The organism is Hymenobacter terrigena (assembly GCF_054776515.1).
The window spans coordinates 26,750-47,712 of record NZ_BAAHBU010000002.1 but is presented as its reverse complement, the minus strand read 5'-3'; the positions used below and the strand labels follow the sequence as shown (position 1 = coordinate 47,712).

At 63.6% G+C, this 20,963-nt stretch carries 13 protein-coding genes; 7 read left to right on the top strand and 6 right to left on the bottom strand.

What is annotated here, in order from left to right:
- Positions 1-7: 7 nt before the first annotated feature.
- The 4 genes from ACYU7Q_RS07205 to ACYU7Q_RS07190 all read right to left on the bottom strand — a co-directional run bounded on the left by ACYU7Q_RS07205 (position 8) and on the right by ACYU7Q_RS07190 (position 8,001).
- On the bottom strand, positions 8-1,189 hold the full coding sequence (locus tag ACYU7Q_RS07205; RefSeq protein WP_460608767.1) for an acyltransferase family protein: 1,182 nt from the start codon (positions 1,187-1,189) through the stop codon (positions 8-10).
- A 152-nt stretch (positions 1,190-1,341) separates the two neighbouring features.
- On the bottom strand, positions 1,342-3,261 hold the full coding sequence (nagB, locus tag ACYU7Q_RS07200; RefSeq protein ID WP_460608766.1) for a glucosamine-6-phosphate deaminase: 1,920 nt from the start codon (positions 3,259-3,261) through the stop codon (positions 1,342-1,344).
- 129 nt (positions 3,262-3,390) lie between these two features.
- Positions 3,391-4,719: a RagB/SusD family nutrient uptake outer membrane protein gene (locus ACYU7Q_RS07195; RefSeq protein WP_460608765.1), complete on the bottom strand. Its 1,329-nt coding sequence runs from the start codon at positions 4,717-4,719 to the stop codon at positions 3,391-3,393.
- 87 nt (positions 4,720-4,806) lie between these two features.
- Positions 4,807-8,001 (bottom strand): SusC/RagA family TonB-linked outer membrane protein, encoded by a 3,195-nt coding sequence (locus tag ACYU7Q_RS07190; RefSeq protein WP_460608764.1) that lies wholly within the window; start codon positions 7,999-8,001, stop codon positions 4,807-4,809.
- A 487-nt stretch (positions 8,002-8,488) separates the two neighbouring features.
- Here ACYU7Q_RS07190 and ACYU7Q_RS07185 point away from each other — a divergent pair, with 487 nt between their 5' ends.
- The 3 genes from ACYU7Q_RS07185 to ACYU7Q_RS07175 all read left to right on the top strand — a co-directional run bounded on the left by ACYU7Q_RS07185 (position 8,489) and on the right by ACYU7Q_RS07175 (position 14,739).
- Positions 8,489-11,629 carry a SusC/RagA family TonB-linked outer membrane protein gene (locus ACYU7Q_RS07185; protein WP_460608763.1) on the top strand — a complete coding sequence of 1,047 codons (3,141 nt, stop codon included), beginning with the start codon at positions 8,489-8,491 and terminating at the stop codon, positions 11,627-11,629.
- A 105-nt stretch (positions 11,630-11,734) separates the two neighbouring features.
- The gene (locus ACYU7Q_RS07180) at positions 11,735-13,285 is read left to right on the top strand and encodes a RagB/SusD family nutrient uptake outer membrane protein (protein ID WP_460608762.1); all 1,551 of its coding nucleotides are present in this window, start codon (positions 11,735-11,737) and stop codon (positions 13,283-13,285) included.
- 173 nt (positions 13,286-13,458) lie between these two features.
- Positions 13,459-14,739, top strand: coding sequence for a hypothetical protein (locus ACYU7Q_RS07175; RefSeq protein ID WP_460608761.1), 1,281 nt, complete (start codon positions 13,459-13,461; stop codon positions 14,737-14,739).
- Positions 14,740-15,166: 427 nt separating this feature from the next.
- Here the strand turns inward: ACYU7Q_RS07175 and ACYU7Q_RS07170 are convergent, their stop codons facing one another.
- Entirely contained in the window at positions 15,167-16,981 is a 1,815-nt protein-coding gene (locus tag ACYU7Q_RS07170) for a glycoside hydrolase family 10 protein (protein WP_460608760.1), read from the bottom strand.
- Positions 16,982-17,180: 199 nt separating this feature from the next.
- Positions 17,181-17,471, bottom strand: coding sequence for a hypothetical protein (locus ACYU7Q_RS07165; protein ID WP_460608759.1), 291 nt, complete (start codon positions 17,469-17,471; stop codon positions 17,181-17,183).
- 152 nt (positions 17,472-17,623) lie between these two features.
- On the opposite strand from ACYU7Q_RS07165, the gene ACYU7Q_RS07160 reads away from it, so the two are divergent.
- From ACYU7Q_RS07160 to ACYU7Q_RS07145, 4 genes are all read left to right on the top strand, one after another.
- The gene (locus ACYU7Q_RS07160) at positions 17,624-18,475 is read left to right on the top strand and encodes a hypothetical protein (RefSeq protein WP_460608758.1); all 852 of its coding nucleotides are present in this window, start codon (positions 17,624-17,626) and stop codon (positions 18,473-18,475) included.
- A gap of 74 nt (positions 18,476-18,549) precedes the next feature.
- Positions 18,550-19,437, top strand: a complete 888-nt coding sequence (locus ACYU7Q_RS07155; RefSeq protein WP_460608757.1) for a rhomboid family intramembrane serine protease — start codon at positions 18,550-18,552, stop codon at positions 19,435-19,437.
- Between the two features lie 48 nt (positions 19,438-19,485).
- Entirely contained in the window at positions 19,486-20,493 is a 1,008-nt protein-coding gene (locus tag ACYU7Q_RS07150) for an MDR/zinc-dependent alcohol dehydrogenase-like family protein (RefSeq protein WP_460608756.1), read from the top strand.
- A gap of 168 nt (positions 20,494-20,661) precedes the next feature.
- Entirely contained in the window at positions 20,662-20,940 is a 279-nt protein-coding gene (locus ACYU7Q_RS07145) for a hypothetical protein (protein WP_460608755.1), read from the top strand.
- Positions 20,941-20,963: the final 23 nt, after the last annotated feature.

Genomic DNA, 20,963 nt, shown 5'->3' with positions numbered 1-20,963 from the left:
CAAGGTCTCACACCTTCAGCACCACGCCCTTCTTATACATCCAGCTCAGAATGAAATACCAGATGACAATGAGCGTGACTGCGCCCACCAGCGAAGCTGTGCGCGGGTCGGTGAAGTGCGGGGCGATGCCCCATTGGTAGAGCCATTCCTTCAAGCCGCCGGTTTTGCCGCCGGGCAGGGCCAGCTTGAACAGCCCGAACGTGCGCGAGAGCAGCGCCGAGAGGCAGAACACGAGGATGGCATTGACGCCGTAGACCAGCGCCGGGCGCGTCCAGGCGCGGTAGCCCTGCACGTCGCAAATCCAGTAGAGCGCCGCCAGACCGGCCATGGCCAGCCCGCCGGTGTAGAGCACGTAAGGACTGCTCCACAGGGCTTTGTTGATGGGAAACCACGGCGCCCAGCATAGGCCGAGCAGGATGAGGCCGCCGCCGGCCACAAACAGCCAGGCCACTTTGGCGGCCGGCTCGGGGCCGCGTCGGCGCAGCCATTGGGCCGTGAGGCCGCCCAGCAGGCCGGTGGCGAGGGCCGGCAGGGTGCCGAGCAGGCCTTCGGGGTCCCAGGTTTTGCTGGTTTTCCAGAGGTGGGCTTCGGTGAAGATGGTGCGGTCGAGCCAGGCCCCGAGGTTGGTGGCGGGCTCTAGGTTGGCGGGGCCGAAGCCTGGCACGGGCACCAGCTGCATCAGCACCGCGTAGCCGATGAGGAAGCTGATAATCAGCCCCACCTGCGTGCGCCAATTCGTCTTCAGAAAGATGATACTGCACCCCAGAAACACCAGCGCGATGCGCTGCAACACGCCCATGATGCGCACCACCGAGAAGTCAAATTTCGGGTACAGCGACAGCAGCAGGCCCAGCCCGAACAGCACGCCGGCCCGGCGCAGCACCCGCAGCAGCGCCGCTCCCTGCGGCCCGCCCCGGTGCTTCACCCCATCGAGGGCATACACCAGACTCACGCCCAAGATGAACAGGAAAAACGGGAAAATGAGGTCGGTGGGGGTGCAGCCGTTCCATTCGGCGTGCTCAAAGGGCGGGTAGATGTGGCCCCAGTCGCCGGGGTTGTTCACCAGAATCATGGCCATGACGGTGATGCCGCGAAACACGTCGAGGCTGATGAGGCGGCCGGGCTGGGAAGCCTCTGCGAGGGGCAGTGTGCCGGTGGTTTCGAGGGCGGCCTGGGTGGTGCGTTGCATGGCGGGTGGGGTAGGAGGTGAGAATACAGATTTTAAAGAACGTCATGCAGAGCGCAGCGAAGCATCTTTACCGAGGGAGTAAATAATTACTTCTGCGGTAAAGATGCTTCGCGGCGCTCTGCTTGACGTTTCAGCGTTGTCATTCAGCTACCTCAAAATTCCCACCGCACAAAGGCTTCAATCCCCTCATATTCCGGCAAACCCAGCTGGTCGTACAGCTTGGCCGTAGTACGGTTCCGCGCCTCGGCGCGCTGCCAGAACTCGCGCTGGTCGGCCCCGGGAAATAACGGCCGGTCCTTTTGGGATTGGTGCTTGAAGATGGCGCGGCGCTTGCGTGTGAGCTCCTGCGGCGAGAGCGGCACAGCCATCTCAATCTGGTCGATGTCCCATTCCTGCCAGGCCCCGCGGTAGAGCCACACCCAGCAGTCGGCCAGCCAGGCGGTGCCGGACGCTTTGAGGCGGTGAATGGACTCGAAAATGGCCGCCAGGCACACGCGGTGGGTGCCGTGCGGGTCGCTCAGGTCGCCGGCCGCGTAAATCTGCTGAGGTCGGATGCGGTTCAGCAGCTCCATCGTAATGCGAATATCCTCGTCGCCGAGGGGCTTTTTGCGCACCCGGCCGGTTTCGTAGAACGGCAAATCCAGGAAGTGCACGTTGGCGTCGGGGATGCCGGCCAGGCGGCAGGCGCTCTTGGCCTCGCCGCGCCGGATGAGGCCCTTTATCTGTTGCACTTCCTCGCTGTCGACTTGGCCGGGCGGCTTATTCTTGAGGAAATCGGCCACGCGGTGGTAGAGGTTGTCGGCCGGCTCGCCGGTGGACAGGTGGAAGGCCTGGTCGTAGTCGGCCACGAAATCGGCGAAGCGAATAGCCTCGTCATCGAACACGGCAATGTTGCCGGAGGTCTGGTAGGCCACGTGCACCTCGTGGCCCTGGTCCACGAGGCGGAGCAGGGTGCCGCCCATCGAAATCACATCATCATCGGGGTGCGGGCTGAAGATGAGCACGCGCTTGGGGAAGGGCGCGGCGCGCTCGGGGCGGTAGGTGTCGTCGGCGTTGGGCTTGCCGCCGGGCCAGCCGGTGATGGTGTGCTGCAGCTCGTTGAAGACGCGAATGTTGATGTCGTAGGCCGGGCCGGACTGGGCCAGCAGCTCCGAAAGGCCGTTTTCGTTGTAGTCCTCCTCGGTCAGTTTCAGGATGGGTTTGGTCACGGTGCGGGCCAGCCAGGTGATGGCCTTGCGCACCAGGGCGGCATCGTGCCAATCGCAGGGCAGGCCCAGCAGCCAAGGCGTTTTGCGCGGGGTGAGCTCGGCCCCGGCGGCCTCGTCCAGCACCACCTGCACGTTGGGGTGGCGTTGCAGGTAGGTGGCGGGCACGGTGTCGGTGATTTCGCCTTCCACCATGCGCTTCACCACAGCGGCTTTGCCTTCGCCCCAAGCGAGCAGCACGATTTGGCGGGCTTCGAGAATGGTGCCGACGCCCATGGTTAGGGCGCGGCGCGGCACGTTTTCCTCGCCGTAGAAATCCGAAGCCGCGTCGGTGCGCGTCACGTGGTCGAGGGTAATCAACCGGGTGCGGGAGGCAGGGCCGGAGCCGGGCTCATTAAACCCGATGTGGCCGGTGCGCCCAATGCCCAGCAGCTGCAAATCAATCCCGCCGACCGCGCGAATCTGCTCCTCGTAGCGCCGGCAGAAGTCGGCAATCTGCTCGGGTGGCACGGTGCCGTCGGGGATGTGCACGTTTTCGGGTCGAATGTCGACGTGGTCAAACAAATACTCCCGCATGAAGCGCACGTAGCTCTGCAGCGAGTCGGGCTGCATGGGGTAATATTCATCCAGATTGAAGCTGACGACGTTCTGAAAGCTCAGGCCGTCTTCGCGGTGCAGGCGCACCAGCTCCTCGTACACGCGGGTGGGGGAGGAGCCGGTGGCGAGGCCCAGCACGCAGGGGCGGCCCTCAGCGGCGCGGACGCGGATGAGGTCGGCAATCTGGCCGGCTACGGCGACCGAAGCCTGCTCCGAATCAGCATAAACCGTGGTGGAAATTGGGGTGGGGTGGGAATTGGGCGGGTTCATGGGGGCGGGAGGGTAAGGTGCAGCAAACGACTGTCAACTTAAGCAGTCGGCATAAATAATCGAATTATAAAAGGCCGTCATGCTGAGCGAAGTCGAAGCATGACGGCCTTTTATAATTCCAGATACACGTTAAATCGCCGGGTCGGCGGGGGTAGCGGGGTTGTTTTCGCGCTCCACACGGGGATAGGGGAAGAAATTGCGGTTGCGCTCGGCTCCGGCGGTGCCCGGCGCGGGGCGGCCGAAGCGGCGGCTGTCGGACAGGCGGAAGCCCTGGAAGGCCAGCTCGATGTCGCGGTTGCGCAGGATGTCGGTGAGCACGTCGGCGGTGGTGAGCGGGCCGGAGTAGGGGGCCAGGGCTGCGCCGGGCAACGCCAGCAGCAGGCCCGTGCTGGTGGTAACCGCGGCGGCGGTGCTGGTGCGCACCTTGTTCAACTCCGTCACGGCGTTGGGCACGTCGTTTTTGCGGGCATAGGCTTCGGCCCGAATCAGGAGCATTTCGTTGGGCACGTACACCGGAATGGGGGCGCTGTTGGCGGTGTAGAAACCGGTGCCCAGGTTCTGGGTGGCGGCGGGCGGCGGGCTAATGCGCAGCAGGAAGGGCAGGCGCTTGTCGCCGGTTTCGGGGGCGAGGGCACCGGTGAGGCCCAGGCTGGTGTTAGTAGGCTCAAACACGTTTTTATTGCCGAACGACGTTTCGAACAGCGGGTTGCGGGTATTGTCGTCGAAGTTGAACACCGAGCGTTTCGTAAGGTCCACGCGGCCGGCGGCGGCCAAGGCTTTGTCGTAGTCACCGGCCTCCAGGCTGTAGCGGGCAATGAGGGCCTGGATGGTATTGGGTAGGTCGATGCCGGGTACAATCTTGGCGTTGAAATCGGCCGAAACCGGCGTGGCGGCCAGCTGCGTGGCGGCCGCTTCGAGCTGGGCCACGGCGTTGCGCAGGGCATCCACGCGGGGCACAAACGGCGCGCTTTCCTGCGTAGCCAGCGGAATCTGCTCGAAATACTGCGCCAGCGTTCCAATGCTCAGCGCCCGGAAAATGCTGGCGTAGGCCACGATGCCGCTGCGGGTGCCCGCCTCCGGGGCGTTGCCCACGTTGGCCAGCACCAGGTCGGCGTTGGATTTCACCAGGTTGGCCTGCGTCCAGAGGTTGCGCACCACGCCGTTGCTGTTGGTGAGGCTGCCGGCCCCGAGGCTCACGTTGTACTCCTCAATATTGCCCACGTTAAGAATATTGAGCTCGCGGGTGGTGAGGCCACCAGCTGCCACCGTATTATAGAGCACGCTGAGCAGGCCGCCCGTGCTGTAACGCGCCTGCAGGCCGTTGCAGAGCGTGATGAGGCCATCGGAGGAAGTGACCACCTGCTGCTGGTTGGCGGTGCTCGGGTTCAGGTATTCCTTGTTGCAGCTGCCCAGCGCGAGGGCTGAGAGCAGAGCTGCGAGGGTGAGTATTTTTTTCATGGGAATGAATGCGAAAGGTGGGAAGTAGCGCGGACTTTTAGGCCGCGACCAAACGGTTCACGCGCGGACTAAAAGTCCGCGCTACGCCTAAAACGTAGCCGCCAGCTTAACCTGGTAAGTGCGCGGAATCGGCACGTTGCCGAAGTCAATGGCGCGCAGCAAATCCGACGCGCCGCCGGCGCTGGTTTCGGGGTCGAAGCCGTTGTATTTGTCCCAAGAATACAGGTTGCGACCCACCAGCGACAGGTTCAGCGAGCTGATAAATTTCGTGAACGTGGGCAGCCCGTAACTCAGCGCCACCTCGCGCAGCTTCACGTAGGAGCCGTCGTCCACCCGGAATTCCTGGGTGTTGTAGATGGCGAAAATGGAGCCGCGCGGGATACTGCCGCGTAGTTCCTGCTCGGCCAAATCGCCAAGGCCCACGCCCTGGCGGGTGCGCTTGTCGGCGTTGAACACGCTCACGCCCTGCACGGCGTCTAGCAACACGTGCAGGCCCAGCTTTTTGTAGGTGAAGTTGGTGTTGAAGGAGCCCGTCCATTTCGGGTTGGGGTTCCCAATGAGCACGTTGGCGGTGGGGGTGGTGGCGGGCGGCTGGCCGTCGCTGCCGCGGGCCGGCGTGAAGGTCACCGCGCCCACGGCCTGGCCCACGGCGTGCTCGTCCTGCGCGAAGCCCTGGGGCGTGAGCAGCAGCGAGCCGTCGGGGTTGCGGGCGTAACCCGAGCCGTAGAACACGCCCGCTGGCTGGCCTTCCAGCAAATACACCGGGGCGCCAGCCACGTTGTCGATGGAGATGGCCTGCACGCTGCCATTCGAGCCGGGCAGGCTCAGTACCTTGTTGCGGTTGCGGCTGAAAATGAAGGATAGGTCCCAGGTGAAGTCCGTCGTTTTCACGGGTGTGCCGCCCAGCGACACCTCCAGGCCCCGGTTTTCCAGCGTGCCCACGTTGTTCACGATGCTGGAGCCGCCCGTACTGGGGGCCAGGTTGCGTTTTACTACCAAGGAATTGACTTTCTGGTAGTACGCCGTTACGCTCAGCGTGATGCGGTCGCGCAGGAAAGCCAGGTCGGCCCCGCCTTCCAGCTCGGCCATGCGCTCGGGCCGCACAGCGGGGTTGGCGAACACAACCCCCGGCGCAATGGTGTTCTTGCCCAAAAAGCCCAGCGGGCTGAACTGGTAGAACCGTTCGTAGGAGCCGATGCCCGTCAGGTTGCCGGCCTCGCCGTAGCTGGCGCGCAGCTTCAGGCTGTTGAAGGAGTTGGCGTAGGCGCTGTTTTGCCAGAAGCTGAAGTCGGACACCACCAGCGAGCCGCTCACCTTGGGATATACCTGGTTGGTTTCCGACGACGAGAATTTCGACGACCGGTCGCGCCGCACCGCGCCCGTCAGAAACGCCAGGTTGCGGAAGCCGATAGTGGCCTGCCCGTAGTAGCCGCTCAAGTCGTAGCGGTCGAGGTTGTAGGCCGAGGTGATGGTGGTGCTGCCCGCCCCCGAAACCGTGGTGATGAACGGGGCCAGGTTCTGGCCCTGCGTGGTGGTATATTCCTGTTGCGCAAACTGGTAGCTGTAGCCGGCGCGCAGGTTCAGCTTCAGGTTTTCGCTGAACTGGTACTCATAGCCGAGGTTAATGTCGGAGTTCAACTGGAGGACGGCGTTGTTGCCGTTGGCCGCGTAGCCGAAGGGGTAGCGAGCCGCGGGCAGGCCGGCCGTGGCCTGGTAGGGGTAAGGCCGGATGTAGCTCTGCCCCACCTGCCCGTAGGCATCCACGCCCAGCACGTAGTCGGCTGAAAACCCTTTGAAGGGCGTCAGGTTCAGCTGCACGTCGCTCACGGTGCGGTTCACGCTCTGCGTAAATTTCATGTCCTCGATGGTCGAGAGCGGGTTTACGCGGGTGGGCTCCACGGCCAGCAGGTTCCCAGAGGCGTCGCGCTGGGTGATGTCGTAGATGTTGTTGGTGATGTTGATGGAGTTAATCGGGCTGTAGAACACGTTGCCGTTGGCCTTCTCATTCGAGAAGCTGTTCACGTAGCTCAGGCCCGCCGACACCTTGGCCCAGTCCGTGAGGCGCTGGTCGACCCGCGCCCGCAGGTTGTAGCGCGTGAAATCAGTGCCCTTGATGATGCCCTCGTTCTTGAGATAATTGGCCGATATGTAATACTGCGTGCGCTCCGAGCCGCCCGACACCGACACCGCGTTATCGGTGCCGTAGCCGGTCCGGAAAATCTGGTCGAAGTAGTTGTAGCGCGTCACGTCCACCAGGTTGGTGGCCAGCGGCGTGACCGCGCCGGCCCGGGTGATGTTGGTGGTCGTCACGCCGGGGTTGGCTGCCAGCTGCGCCGCCGTGGGCGCCCCAATGGTGTACAGCCGCAACCCGGCAAAGCCAAACTGCTTGCCGTAGGTATTCACCGGCACCGATTTTCGCAGCTCGTTCCTGTTGAAGCTGGTGGACACCGACACCCGCGCCGCGCCGCTCTGCCCACGCTTGGTGGTGATGAGCACCACGCCGTTGGCCGCGCGCGAGCCGTACTGGGCCGCCGCCGCCGCCCCGTTGATGATGTTGAGGCTGGCAATGTCGTTCGGGTTGAGGTCGGCCAGGCGGTTCTGGCCGGGGTTGGCCGCGCCGATGTCGTTGCTCAGGGCCAGCTGCGACACGTTGGTGCTCGCGTTGCTCACAATCACGCCGTCAATGACATACAGCGGGTCGGAGGAGCCTTGCAGCGAGTGCACCCCGCGCAGCCGCACCGAGAGCGAGCCGGCCGGGTCGCCCGAGTTCTGGGTAATTTGCGCGCCGGCTACCTTGCCCTGCAAGGAGTTAAGCAGCCCGCCCGAGCCGCTCTGGGCTATGTCTTCGGCCCGCACCGTGCTGATGGCGTTGCCCAGCTCTCGCTTCGGCGCGCTGATGGTGGAGCCTACTACCACCACCTCATCCAGCTTCTGGCGCGCTTCGGTCAGTGCCACGTCGGTGGTCACGGTAGTCGCTTCGCCCAGCGTGAGCGGCTTCGACACCGCCGCATAGCCAATCAGTGACACGGTGAGCGTGTAGCTGCCCGGCGCAATGGTCGCGTCCAGGGCATAGCGGCCGTCGGCCCCGGTAGAGGCCCCGAGGGTGGTGCCGTTCAGCAGCACGGTGGCCCCGGGCAGCTCGTGGCCGCCGGCGTCGGTCACGCGGCCTTGCAGCGTGTAGTGCTGCGCCGTTTGCGCGCCGGCTGAAAGGGCCGCCAGCAGCAGCAGCAGTAACCCTGCCCAACGGAGGCGGAGGCTACCAAGTGAGTAGGTGTTTCGCATGGGAAAGAGGGATTAGGTGAGAGTGAGAGATGACTTGGCCAATATCGTGAAAAAATTATCTTTACCTGGGGGTGACCGCGCCGCTTTCGGTTTGATTTTTAACGGGTCGGACCCGCGCCATGGGCCCGCCTCGCGCTGAACGGGGTTTGGCTCGGCTGACGATGCAAGCGGAGCAGGCTTGATTATCAGAATAAACCACAAGCTGTGATTGCGCGGGTAAATATTGAATAGCAAATAATTATTGAATAGAATATGATAATTGCTGCCATTCCAGCCGCGTGATTTTCGCTTAATGTTACCTGAATATTTCGCACATTTGGCCCCTCTCCGTTTCCCACCCTTTTTGCTCTAACGTCGTGTCTTGCGCAGCTTCTTGTTGTTGTTACATACCGCCTTTGCCCGGGGCCGGAATCTAAGCGCATGCTGCGCAGGGTTCCGGCTTTTTCGTTGATTCCCACCTCTATTTCTCACCCTAATTCCATTTTCCATGAAGAAAACATACTGGCTATTGCTACTACTGCTGGGCCTGCTGCTGGCCACGCCCGGCTGGGCCCAAACGGCCCGGACCGTGACCGGCACCGTGACCTCGGGCACCGACCAAAGCCCGCTGCCCGGCGTGACCGTGCTCGTGAAAGGCACCACCACCGGCAGCACCACCGGCGCCGACGGGCGCTACTCGGTATCGGCCGCGCCGGGCGCGGTTATCGTGTTCAGCTTCATTGGCTACAGTTCCCAGGAGCGCACCGTGCCGGCCGACGGGAGCATCGACGTGGCCCTGAAGGAAAGCACCACCGGCCTCGACGAGGTGGTGGTGACGGCCTACAACATTGCCCAGAACAAGCGCGAGCTGGTGACGGCCGTGCAGGAAGTAAAGAGCAAGGACATCATCGACTCGCGCCAGACCAACGTGGTGAACGCCCTGCAAGGCAAGGTGGCGGGTGTGAACATCACCTCCTCGGGCGGCGCGCCGGGCGAAGGCGCGAGCATCGTAATCCGGGGCGGTACTTCGCTTGATGGCGACAACCAGCCCCTGTTCGTCATCGACGGGATGATTATGGACAACGGCTCGTTTCAGGAGAGTGCCGCGCCGGGCGCGGGCTCGCAGTTCAACGGCCTGCTGGGCCGCTCGGTGGGCGCGGCCAACCGCGCCGGCGACCTCAATCCCGAGGATATCGCCAGCATCACGGTGCTGAAAGGGCCGGCCGCCGCAGCCCTTTACGGCCTGCGGGCCGCCGGTGGCGCAGTGGTCATCACCACCAAAAAAGGCACTGCCGGCCGCACCACGCTGAATGTGCGCTCGCAGGTATCGGTGGATGAGGTGAACCGCCTGCCCAAAATGCAGGACCAGTACGGGCAGGGCTCGGGCGGCGTGTTCGATGGCACCACGCGGGTGTCGTTCGGGCCGCGCTTCACGCCGGGCCAGCCGGTGTACGACAACCTGGCCAACTTCTACCGCAAGGGCTACACCTACCAGAACTTCCTGAACATGTCGGGCGGCACGGACAAGGCCACGTTCTTCGTGTCGGCCTCCAACCTGCAGCAGAGCGGCGTGACGCCCCAGAGCAAGTACGACAAAACCACGGTGCGCCTGTCGGGCACGGCCGAAATCTCGCCTCGGCTCAACGTGAGCGGCTCGGCGCAGTACCTCACCTCGGGCGGCGAGCGGCCCATTCAGGGGCCGGGCCTGTTTGGCTCGTCGGGCGGCTACTTGCTGAGCTTGCTCAACTGGCCGCGCGGCGACGACGCCCGCAACTACCTCAACCCCGACGGCTCGCGCCGCCGCCTGCTGGCCCTGGGCAACGGCACCGACGCCGATGCCGACAACCCCTACTTCACCGTTGAGAAAAACCCGCAGACCGACCGCACCAACCGTTTCATCGGCAACGTACAGCTGAGCTTCAAAGCAGCCAAGTGGCTCACCTTGAGTCACAACATCGGTACCGATTTGTACACCTCGCGCAATACCTCGGTGCGCGCCGTGGGCACCTCGCAGGTGGGCAACCAGAACGGCGGCCTGGCCGAAACCGTGGACCAGTTCCGTCTCATCACGGCCACGTCGCTGGCCACATTCACGCACGATTTCGGCCCCAACTTCGGCGGCACGTTCATCCTGGGCAATACGATTGAGGAGAACAAGGACCAGGCCGTGGACTACATCGGCCTGATTTTCCAGAACCCCGGCTTCGTGGGCCTGAACAACACCGTGAACCGCAGCGCCTTGCAGCGCGACAACACGCGCCACCTCATCGGCAACTTCGGCCGTCTGAGCGTGAGCGCCTTCAACCAGCTGTTTGTGGAATTGCAGGCCCGCTACGACCAGTCGTCGACCCTGCCGCGCCCCGACCAGAACAAGATTTACGGCAAGGGCTTCCTTTACGGCTCGGCCGGCCTGGGCTATGAGTTTACCAAGGCCCTGGGCCTGGAGCAGAACAACATCCTGAACTATGGCAAGGTGCGCGCCTCGGTGGCTGAGGTGGGCAAGGACACACAGCCCTACCGCATCCAGGCCGCCCTGGCTCAGAACACCTACATCGGCGGCGGCTTCCGCAACGATTTCTTCGGCTCAAACCCCAACCTCAAGCCCGAGCGCACCCGCACCTACGAAGCCGGCATCAACCTGCAGTTCCTCAAAAACCGCCTGGGCCTGGACTTCAACTACTACTACTCGCGCACCACCGACCAGATTATCGCGCCCCGCGTGAGCCAGGCCGCCGGCTTTATCCTGCAATACATCAATGGCGGTATCGTGACCAACGAGGGCCAGGAAATCGCCCTCACCGGCACGCCCATTAAGAGCAAGGATTTCAGCTGGGACATCATTGCCAACTTCTACCACAACACCAACCGCGTAGAAGAGCTGCCCTATCCGCTCACGGTGGTGTTTCAGTCCGATGCCTTCATTACCGATGTGCACGAGGGCGGCGCATTCCCCGGCCGGGCCATTTCGAGCGTGGGCGCCACCGATTTTGTGCGCGTAACCGACCCCAACAGCCAATACTACAACCAGGTTATTGTGGGCTCGACGGGCTACCCCAGCGTGAACCCCAACCTGATTTACGCCGGCAACCGTGCCCCGCGCTTCACCACCCAGCTTACCAATACCTTCACTTACAAGGGCCTGTCATTGGCGGCGCTGTTCGATTTCCGGGTGGGCGGCAAGGTCATTAACGGCAACGATTGGTACCAGACCGGCGTGGGCACTTCGCAACGCACCGCCGACCGCTACAAGCAGGTGGTGTTTGATGGCGTGGTGGCCAGCAAGGACGCTAGCGGCAACACCGTGTACACGCCCAACACCCGCCCTGTAGAGCTGACCCAGACTTACTACACTAGCATTCTGGGCCGGGTGGGCACGGCCTTCATCGAGGATGGCTCGTGGGCGCGCCTGCGCTACGCCACCCTCAGCTACGCGCTGCCCGCCAGCTTGCTGAGCCCCACCAAATTCATCAAGGGCGTGGAACTGAGCGTGACCGGCCGCAATTTGATACTGCTGACTGGCTACACTGGCGCCGACCCCGAAACCTCGGCGGCCGGCGCGGGTGTGCGCGGCGGCGGCTCCAACGGCTTCGACTTTGGCAACGTGCCTGCCACCCGCGGCGTGGACATGGCCGTGCGGGTCAATTTCTAACCGAGTAGGGGCGGGGCTTGCCCCCGCCCGTCGTTGAACGATGCCCGTGTGGCGCGAACTGCGGGCGGGGACAAGCCCCGCCCCTATATCCTAATAACTCCTCCGATGAAACGATATATTCTAGGCTTTGGCCTGTTACTCAGCCTCCCGGCCCTTACCGCGTGCGAGAAGTTTCTCGACGTGAACAACAACCCCAACAACCCGGTCGTCTCCACGCCCAACTTCCTGTTGCCGGGCATCATTTCCAATGGCATTCAGACGCAGATGTTCACGGCCCTGCGCACGCCCTACATCACGCAGTACGTGGTGAGCCGCACGACCAACAGCGGTGGCAACGACCAGTATTTCTTCACCAATGCCCAAAGCACGAACACCTTCAACTACTCCTACTTCCAGGCGGGCGGCAACATCCCGACCATGCAGAAGGCAGCCGAGGCCGAGGGTTCGGTGTATTACATTGGGGCGGGTAAGATTATGCAGGCCATGATTCTGGCCCACGCCACCGATATGCTAGGCGACATTCCGTACTCCGAAGCCTACCAGGGCGGGGCCAACTTCACGCCCAAGTACGACCCGCAGCAGCAGATTTACGCCACTATTAACCAGCTCTGCGACGAGGGCGTGGTGGAAATGAGCAAGCCCGCCAGCGCCCAGGTGCGGCCTTTCTACAGCACGGCGCCCAGCGAAAGCGGCGACATCCTCTACAAGGGCGACGCCGCCAAATGGGTGCGCCTGGCCTACGCCCTGAAGGCCCGCCAAGCCCAGCACCTCACCAAAAAGAGCAGCTACGACCCCAACGCCGTGCTGGCCCTCTGCGACAAAGCCTTTCAGAGTTCAGCCGACGATGCCCAGATTAACTTCCAGACGGCCGTTGCCCCGCTCTCGAACACGACCAATATTTTTGGGGTGACGCGGGCCAACTTCGGCACGGCCACGTTCTCGTCCAACATCGTGAAGTACCTGAACGGTACCACGTACCCTGGCGTGATAGACCCGCGCTTCGGCATCCTCACGCCCACTACTAGCCAGGGCGTCGACCCCGGCCGCGGCACCACCTCCAACTTCACGCCGGGCACCACCAACATCACCGATTTTTACGGCAGCTGGTACGCCCGCGACCTGGGCTACTACGAGGCCATCACCTACCACGAGCTGAAGTTTATTGAGGCCGAGGCCGCCTTCTTGGCCGGCAATAAAACCCGCGCCCTGGCCGCGTTGCGCGCCGGCATCACGGCCCACATGCGGAAGGTGGGCGTGGGCGGCACCTACACGCCGCCGACCGTGACGTTCCCCGTTATTCTTGAGGGCCAGATTACGGCCTACCTCGCCAGCGCGGCCCTGCCCCAGACCGAGGCGGCCCTCACGCTGCGCCACATCATGGAGCAGAAATACATTGCCATGTTCCTGAACCCGGATTCGTGGTCGGACCTGCGCCGCTATGATTTCCGCAAGGATTTATACGTGAACTTCCTCTACCCAGTGTATTCCGGCAACAGCACCCCGCCGCTGGCCAACGGCGGCCTCCCGCGCCGCCTGCTGCCGGGCGCCACCGAAGTCACGGTGAACCCCAACGCCGTGGCCGGCCTCTACTCTGAAGCCGGGGCTACATCGGACCAGGACTACGTGACCAAACCGCTGTGGTTTGACCGGCCATAATCCGGGCTAGGCTGACCTCGCCGGAACGGTCATGCTGAGCGAAGTCGAAGCATCTCTACTGCGCAACTACTTCATTTAATTGAATTACCACTGCGGTAGAAATTCTTCGACAAGCTTAGCATGACAGGCGAGCGTCGAATCCATCTCCCTCCCAACTTCCATTTCCTCTCGATATGAATTTCATCTCAACCAAAAACCTGCTGCTGGCTCTGCCGGTGCTGGGGCTGCTGCTCGGCGGCTGCAAAAAGAACGAGCTTGATGACTACTACCACGTCCCGACCAACGAGTCGTCAGATTCGGGCTTTGCCGGGCTGGGGCTGCCCCGCGTGCCCCTGAGCGCCCGCTACGCCCCCGGCGACGCCGTGCCGCTCTACGTAACCTACAACGAAACCGACCAGCTGCGCGACATCACCGTGTTTCAGGTGGTGAATAAGGCCGACTCGGTGCAGACCGGCGTGTACCCGGCCAACGGCGCCTTTAACGCCAGCGGGGGCCTGCTGGCCCAGGCCGTACCCTACGTGGTGCCCACCGCCACCAACGGCGTGCCCGTGCGCGTCGACGTAACCCTGACCTTCCAGAACGGGGCCAAGCGCCTGCGCCGCTTCACCTACAACATTGCCCAGCCCATCACCCTGAAATTCGGGGCCACGCCGGCCACCTACCGCAATACGCTGGCCGCCACGGCCCAGAGCGAGGGCGACATCATCGGCTACTCGCTCATAATCAACGAAACCGGCATTGGGGTGCTGCCCACGCCGCCGGCCCTACCCACGCCGGCCAACCCACTGTTTAAGGCCGTGGACAGCCTCACCACCTTCTACCGCATCGGGACCAGCGCGCCGGTGCGGGTGGGCGTGATTCGCAACCCCTCCAACGGCGTGGCCAACACCCGCACCGTGGACGTGACCGTCCCGGCCAAAACTAACGGCCAGCCCGTTACCTTCTCCTTTACAGCCTACGGGGCGGTGCAGGCCGTTACCGTCACGGCCCCGCCCATCAACGTAACCAACCCCACGGCGCTGGCCACGTTGCGCACCGGCCGCATCAGCGGCGGCCCCAATGCCACGCCCGATTCCCTGGCCTTTAACCTGCGCACCGGCCTCATCGAGCCGGCCGCCAACCCGGCCACCGCCAAGGATTTGTTTGTGAGCGGCGTGAGCGGCGGCGTGTACCTCTCGGCCGCTAACACCACGCGCTACACCAAAATCACCCCCTTGCAGCTTGACCGGGGCTTTTATACCACGGCCACAGCTAATGCCGCGGGCACGGCCCTCTACGCCAACGGTGTGGCCTCCGCCGCCAGCGTGAGCGCCGACCTCGGCCCCGTAGCGGCCGGCGACGTGTATGCCGTGCGCATTCGCGGGGCCGAGCTGGGCCTGTTACGCATCCTCAGCGTGAAGCAAAGCTCGGCCGGCTCCAACGCCCGAGTGCGCTTCGAGTACAAAACGCTGTAAGCGGCTGATAAACCCGCCGCCGCATGCGGCGGAAAATCAACAAACAGTGCCCACCTGGCACGCCGCATGCGGTAGACCGGGTGGGCACTGTGCTTAAGTGGCCCGCCGCATGCGGTGGTAGGGTTAGGTACTGTGCCGAAGGGTAACGCCGCACGCGGCTGGTGGCATGGGCACTGTGCTCACATGCCCAACCGCATGCGGCGGTGGCTCTACCCGGTGTGCCTGAAATTTCCGCCGCATGCGGCGATACCCATAACGAGTGTGTCCATATGGTCCGGCACCGGTGCCGGTGTACCTTCACCCGGTATGCTTACATGGCCCGGCACGGGTGCCGATACCCTTACCTGGTATGCTTGCATGGTCCGGCACCAGTGCCGGTACTCCTGACCACTGCATCGGCATGCCACGGCACCGGTGCCTATCGCCGCTACCCGCCGCTAAACAGCCGCGCGAAGAATCCTTTCTTCTTCGCCGGCTTCTCTTTGATTTTGACTTTGGAGAACGGAGCCGAAGCTTCGGGCTTATCGGCCGGGGCGTTGAGGCGGATGGCGGGGCGCTGGGCGGCCGGCGCGGGCTGCGTAGCCACGGCGGGGGCCGCCGGACGGGGTGCGCCACCGGGCGCGGCCCCTATGGCTAGCTCGGCCGACTGCTGGCCGGTGGTGATGACGCGCATGGGGCGGCTCTCGTTGTGCAGGCGGTCCACGGCGGTCACGTAGTAGGCGTAGGCCTGGCCGGGCACGGCGGTGGTATCTACGTAGGTTGCGGGGAAGCCGGGGGCCGGCCGGGGCAGCGCCAGGATGTGGCGCGGGTCGTTGGGCGTGGAGGTTTCGTTGGGCTCGAAGCGGTAGAGCACGTAGTAGGTGGCAGCGTCGCCGTCGGCGGCAGGCGGGCCGCTCTGCCAGTTCAGCGTCACGTAGTGGCTGAGGCGGCGCAGCGTGAGGTTAGTGACGGGCAGGGGCGGGGTGGCGTCTTTCCAGGGCATGGCCGGCACCAGGGCAAGGTAGCGGAACAGGTTCTGGCGCAGCGAATCGGTGGTGTGGAGCGGGTTGGTGAGCACCGATTTGGCCGAGAAGAACACGCTGCCCACGGCCTCGCCGTCGGTGGCGCGGTTGGTCCGAATCTGGCGGGGCAACTCACGCGGGTTGCGCCAGGTGGTATCGGAACGGGTGCTTTCCAGCATCCGGTAGGTGCCGTGGCCGATGTAGAGGTGACGGTCGAAGTGGTTTTTGGCCCACCAGTCCACCAGCACAGGGTAGGGACAGAGGCGGAAATTGGAACTCCAGTACAGCTGTGGCACCACATAGTCAATCCAGCCTTTTTCCAGCCACAGCCGCGTATCGGCATACAAATTCGAGTAGGAAGGCTGCCCGGCGCGGGTGTCGGACCCCTGCGGGAAATCCTTCGATTTATTCATCCACACCCCAAAGGGCGAGATGCCAAACTTCACCCAGCGCTTGGCGCTCTGAATGCTGTCGTGCAGGTCGTGGATGAGGATGTTGACGTTCTGCCGCCGCCAGTCAGCCACTTTTTTCAGGCTGTCGGGGTTGAAATCGCGGAAGGCGGCTTCGTCGTGAAACACTTGGCCCGGTTCGGGATACGGGTAGAAGTAATCGTCGAAATGCACCGCATCGATGTCGTAGCGCCGTACCACGTCCATGATTACGCGGGTGATGTGGGACCGCACCGCCGGCAGGCCGGGGTTGTACAAGAGCTGCCCGCTGTAGCGCAGAAACCACTCCGGGTGCTGGCGGTAGGGGTGAGTGGCGGCCAGCCGGCGCGTCACCGAGTCCATGGTGGCGCGGTAGGGGTTGAACCAGGCGTGGAACTCCATGCCGCGCCGGTGCGCCTCGGTGATGAGAAAGGGCAGGGGGTCGTCGCCGCCGGCCGGGGCCTTGCCCTGCACGCCGGTCAGCCACTTGCTCCAGGGCTCCAGGTCCGACTTGTAAAAGGCATCCGAGGCGGGCCGGATTTGCACAAACACGGCGTTGAGGCCGGCGCGTTGGCCGGCGTCGAGCAGGCGGCGGTAGTCGCGGCGGTACTGCTCGGGGGCCTCGCCGCGCTGGTTGGGCCAGTCGATGTTTTCGACGGTGGCAATCCACATACCGCGCAATTCGCGCTTGGGCGGGGGTGGTGCTTCGGTAGAATCAGCCGCTGATTGGGCCAGGCAGGGAAGCAAACCGCTGAAGCCACTCAGCAACACCAGAAAAAACAAAAACCGACCAGCGGAGAGGAAACGACGCATTAAGGAATAATCAGCAGCGGGAATAATTGCCGCAAATTACGCCATTAAAGCGGGTGGGCTTGATATAAAGAACGGTCATGCTGAGCGCAGCCGAAGCATCGCTACCACATAAGTAATCCATTCGATTGGGTTCACTATTGCGGTAGCGATGCTTCGGTTGCGCTCAGCATGACCGTTTTCTTGTTAGCTGCTGCTTGCCTTATGAACCCGTCAACTCGGTGTCGGTCAGGGGCTGGTCGGGCGTATCAGGGCCGCCTTCGAGGCCGTTGGTCTGGCTGGCGTCGCCATAGTCGCCGCGAATGCCGGCCCCGTCGCCCATGTTCTGTTGGGTGCTGCTGGGGATGGAGGTACCCGTGCTGGGCTGCTCATCGGGGCCTTTGTCGGGCGTGGCGTTCACGGTTGCGTCATCTTCCGAAGTCTGGTCGGGCGTGCTGGAAGTGGGCGCGTAGTCGGGTTGCGGGTCAGTGGGATTCTGCGTGGGGTCGGGCATGGTTTCGGAGGGAATATGAAGGATGAAAGAGGCCCAGTAACGGCCCTGTAGCCGAGTTTACGGTGGGCGGCCCGCACGGTTGGGCGCGGTAGATTGCACGGCGTTTGCCATCTTGCTGAGAACTTTCCTTTTCACCCAATATTCTACTTCCCGTGGCCGATTCCATCACCGACTTCTACCACCAGAAAACCGACGACGAGCTGCGGTTCTTCGTCGAGAACCCCGACTACTACCAGCCCGACATTGTGGCCGAAGCCCGCCGCGAGCTGCGCCGCCGGGGCGTGGCGCTGCCCCAACCGGCCCCCGCCCCAGCCGAAGTAGAATACGCACCGCCCGCCCGCGGCCTGCCCACCGGCCCGCTGGTGCTGGCCGTGGCCGTAGTGCTGGCCCTGAGCCTGGGGGTGCTGTACTTCATCAACCACAAAAACAGCCCTGCCGCTACGTCCACCACCGCTCCGGCCAAACCCAAAGCGCCGCCCCGCCTCACGGAGGTTGCCACCTCCACCATCCCCGATTTCGGACCGGCCGTGGTGGCCAGCGTGCAGCGGCAGGTGCAGCGCATTCCGGCTGCCGAGCGTGCCGCCGCGGCCCAGGAAGCCATGCCCCTGCGCCAGTACCGCGAGCTGGCCAAGCGCTTCTGGACGGCCGAAACCCAGACCGAATACGTGATGAACCAGGCCCGCCGGGGCCAGCTCGACGCGGCGCTGCCCGGCCACATTCAGGCGGTGGAAGCCACCTGGGAGCAGTGGAACAAGGCGCTGCGCTACAGCTACAAGTTCGGCCCCGCCATGAGCGACCATCTCGACATTATGACCCGCGTGGCCCGGCAGCAGCAGGAAGGCCTGAACGACCTGCTTATCGTAGCCAACAACCCCCAGCGCTACGAAAACGACCAGACCCGCAAGCGCGCCGCCGATGTGAGCGACCTGCTCTCCGGCCTGTTGCCAAAATCACCGGTCACGGGCCAGCCATACAATACCATTGTGCGCCGGGTGCGGCTGTAGGCGCTCCATTTCCAACATCTGGCAAATTGGCCGGTTGGGGAAGCTGGCGCACTCCTTGCCGCGTCCGGCTTCTCATGGAATCATCTCCCCCCGAACACGCTCCCGGCTCCACGGCCGCGCTCGCCGCCCAGCTTTTCGCCCAGAAGCCCGAAGCCGAGCTGCTGTACCTGGCCCAGAATTCGGCCCGCTACCCGCCCGCCGTGGGGGCCGCCGCCGTGGCCGAGCTCAACCGGCGCGGCCTGTTGCCCGACACTCAGCGCCCCGCGCCGCCGCCCGCCAAAGCCGAACCCGAGGCCGAAACCTGGCCCCAGCTGTTGGGCAATTTGCTGCGCGGGCTGCTCATCCCGTCGCGGCGCTTCCTGGTCACGCCGCTGCTCATTGATGCCTGTCTGCTGGTGTTTGGCCTGATGGTGTTCAGCGGCGTGTCGGCCTCCGACCCCACCGCGCAGCAGCTCGTGCGCTGGGGCTCCAACGTTACCGACCTCACGCTGCACGGCCAGCCCTGGCGGTTACTCACGTATATGTTTGTGCACGCCGGTCTCTCGCACCTACTGCTTAATATTCTCTCTCTCTGGCTGCTGGGCCTGCTGGTGGAAGACCGGGTGGGGCCGCTGCGCCTGCTGCTGGTATACTTGGCCTGCGGCGTGGGCGGCGGCATGGCCAGCCTCTGGTGGAACACGCAGGGCATCAATTCGGTGGGCGCCAGCGGGGCCATTTTTGGTCTCTACGGTCTGCTGCTGGCGCTCCTGATTGGCAAAAAGCTGGTGCTCGATAAGTCCGACCGTCGCGCCATGCTGGGCCTCGTGCTGTACCTGGTGCTCAGCAACCTGCTTTCCGGCCTCACCGGCAACATCGACAACGCGGCCCACCTCGGCGGGCTGGCTACGGGCTTGCTCATTGCCGGCCCGCTGGCGTTTATCGGGCTGAAGGGCGGTGAGCATCCGGAGGCGGCGCAGTCGTAGCAGGAAGGCCTTTTGTTTTCTACTAACCCAAATCCTAAAAATCAACCCATGCAAGCGCTCCAGCTCGATGCCATCCACCAGCCCGCCGTTGTGCGCGAAGTGCCCACGCCCACGCCCGGCCCCGGCGAAATCCTTGTGAAGCTGCACGCCGCCGCCCTCAACCACCGCGACGTATTCATCCAGCAGGGGAAGTATGCTGGCATCAAGCTGCCCTGCACCCTCGGGGCCGACGGAGCCGGCGAAGTGGCCGCCCACGGCCCCGGTGTGCCCGCCGATGCGCCCGCCGTGGGCGCCCGCGTACTCATCAACCCGGGATTGCGCTGGGGTAACAACCCCCGCGCCCAGGCCCGCGATTTCGTGGTCCTTGGTATGCCCGACCCGGGCACGTTTGCCGACTACATCACCCTACCGGCTCAGTACATCCGGCCGCTGCCGGCCCACCTCAGCTTCGAGCAGGCCGCGGCACTGCCGCTGGCGGGCCTCACGGCCTACCGGGCCGCTTTCACCCGCGCTCAGGTGCAGCCCGGCGAGCGCGTGCTGGTGACCGGCGTGGGCGGGGGCGTGGCCATCACCGCCGTGCAGCTGTGCGTGGCCCGGGGCGCCGAGGTGTGGGTAACGTCCAGCTCCGAAGATAAAATAGCCCGTGCCGTGGCACTAGGGGCTAAAGGTGGCATCAGCTACAATACCGAAAACTGGGTGAAAACCCTGACTCAGCAAGCCGGTGGCGCGTTCGATGTCATCATCGACAGCGCGGCCGGGGCGGCTTTCGGGCCTTTGCTCGATGCGGCTACGCCGGGCGGGCGCATTGTGTTCTACGGTGGCACGCTGGGCAACATCCCCGATGTGCCGCCCGCCAAAGTTTTCTGGAAGCAGCTCAGCATTTTGGGCTCAACCATGGGCACGCCGCAGGATTTCGAAGAAATGCTGGCCCTGGTGAGCGAGAAAAAGCTAGTGCCGGTGATTGATGAAGTCTTCCCGCTGGCCGAAGGCGAAGCCGCGCTGCGCCGCCTCGACGCCGGTGCGCAGTTCGGCAAAGTGGTGCTGAAAATCGGCTGAAAGATGGATTAAGGGGACGTCAAAATAGCAGCAGAAATTCATGCGGTTTTAACTGCTGTTTTGTGTGTGTAAAGAGCTGTAAAATCCTCGTTTTCTGGAATGAAAACGAGGATTTTATGGTTAATAATGCACGCTGTCAGATGACCTAAATACAGTCGATTTTTCGCTATGAAGTCCGCCGCCGAATACCTCGAAAACCAAGTGTTTGAAGCCCGCCGCCCGCGCCGCGAATTGCAGCCCGTAGTAGCCTATGCTGCCGCCCTGAAAGCCATCGAACAAGCGGTAGCCGATGCTGAGAAATACCGCTACCTGCTGATGCGCGCTTTGCGTCATCACGCCAACGACACGGCCGCTGCTCCCGTCATTACTTCCACGGCTTCGTCCTTTTTTGCTGACGAAGCCACCGTGCTGCCGCTTTATCCTGGCCAGCAAAATATGGCTGCCTAATCCATAAGCCAAAGTGGCCAGCC

Bases quoted from the DNA above. Each gene is read 5' to 3' on its own strand.
- ACYU7Q_RS07165 (WP_460608759.1), bottom strand. From the start codon at position 17,471: ATGCCCGACCCCACGCAGAATCCCACTGACCCGCAACCCGACTACGCG.
- ACYU7Q_RS07175 (WP_460608761.1), top strand. From the start codon at position 13,459: ATGAATTTCATCTCAACCAAAAACCTGCTGCTGGCTCTGCCGGTGCTG.
- ACYU7Q_RS07170 (WP_460608760.1), bottom strand. From the start codon at position 16,981: ATGCGTCGTTTCCTCTCCGCTGGTCGGTTTTTGTTTTTTCTGGTGTTG.
- ACYU7Q_RS07180 (WP_460608762.1), top strand. From the start codon at position 11,735: ATGAAACGATATATTCTAGGCTTTGGCCTGTTACTCAGCCTCCCGGCC.
- ACYU7Q_RS07195 (WP_460608765.1), bottom strand. From the start codon at position 4,719: ATGAAAAAAATACTCACCCTCGCAGCTCTGCTCTCAGCCCTCGCGCTG.
- ACYU7Q_RS07155 (WP_460608757.1), top strand. From the start codon at position 18,550: ATGGAATCATCTCCCCCCGAACACGCTCCCGGCTCCACGGCCGCGCTC.
- ACYU7Q_RS07185 (WP_460608763.1), top strand. From the start codon at position 8,489: ATGAAGAAAACATACTGGCTATTGCTACTACTGCTGGGCCTGCTGCTG.
- ACYU7Q_RS07190 (WP_460608764.1), bottom strand. From the start codon at position 8,001: ATGCGAAACACCTACTCACTTGGTAGCCTCCGCCTCCGTTGGGCAGGG.
- ACYU7Q_RS07145 (WP_460608755.1), top strand. From the start codon at position 20,662: ATGAAGTCCGCCGCCGAATACCTCGAAAACCAAGTGTTTGAAGCCCGC.
- nagB (WP_460608766.1), bottom strand. From the start codon at position 3,261: ATGAACCCGCCCAATTCCCACCCCACCCCAATTTCCACCACGGTTTAT.
- ACYU7Q_RS07150 (WP_460608756.1), top strand. From the start codon at position 19,486: ATGCAAGCGCTCCAGCTCGATGCCATCCACCAGCCCGCCGTTGTGCGC.
- ACYU7Q_RS07205 (WP_460608767.1), bottom strand. From the start codon at position 1,189: ATGCAACGCACCACCCAGGCCGCCCTCGAAACCACCGGCACACTGCCC.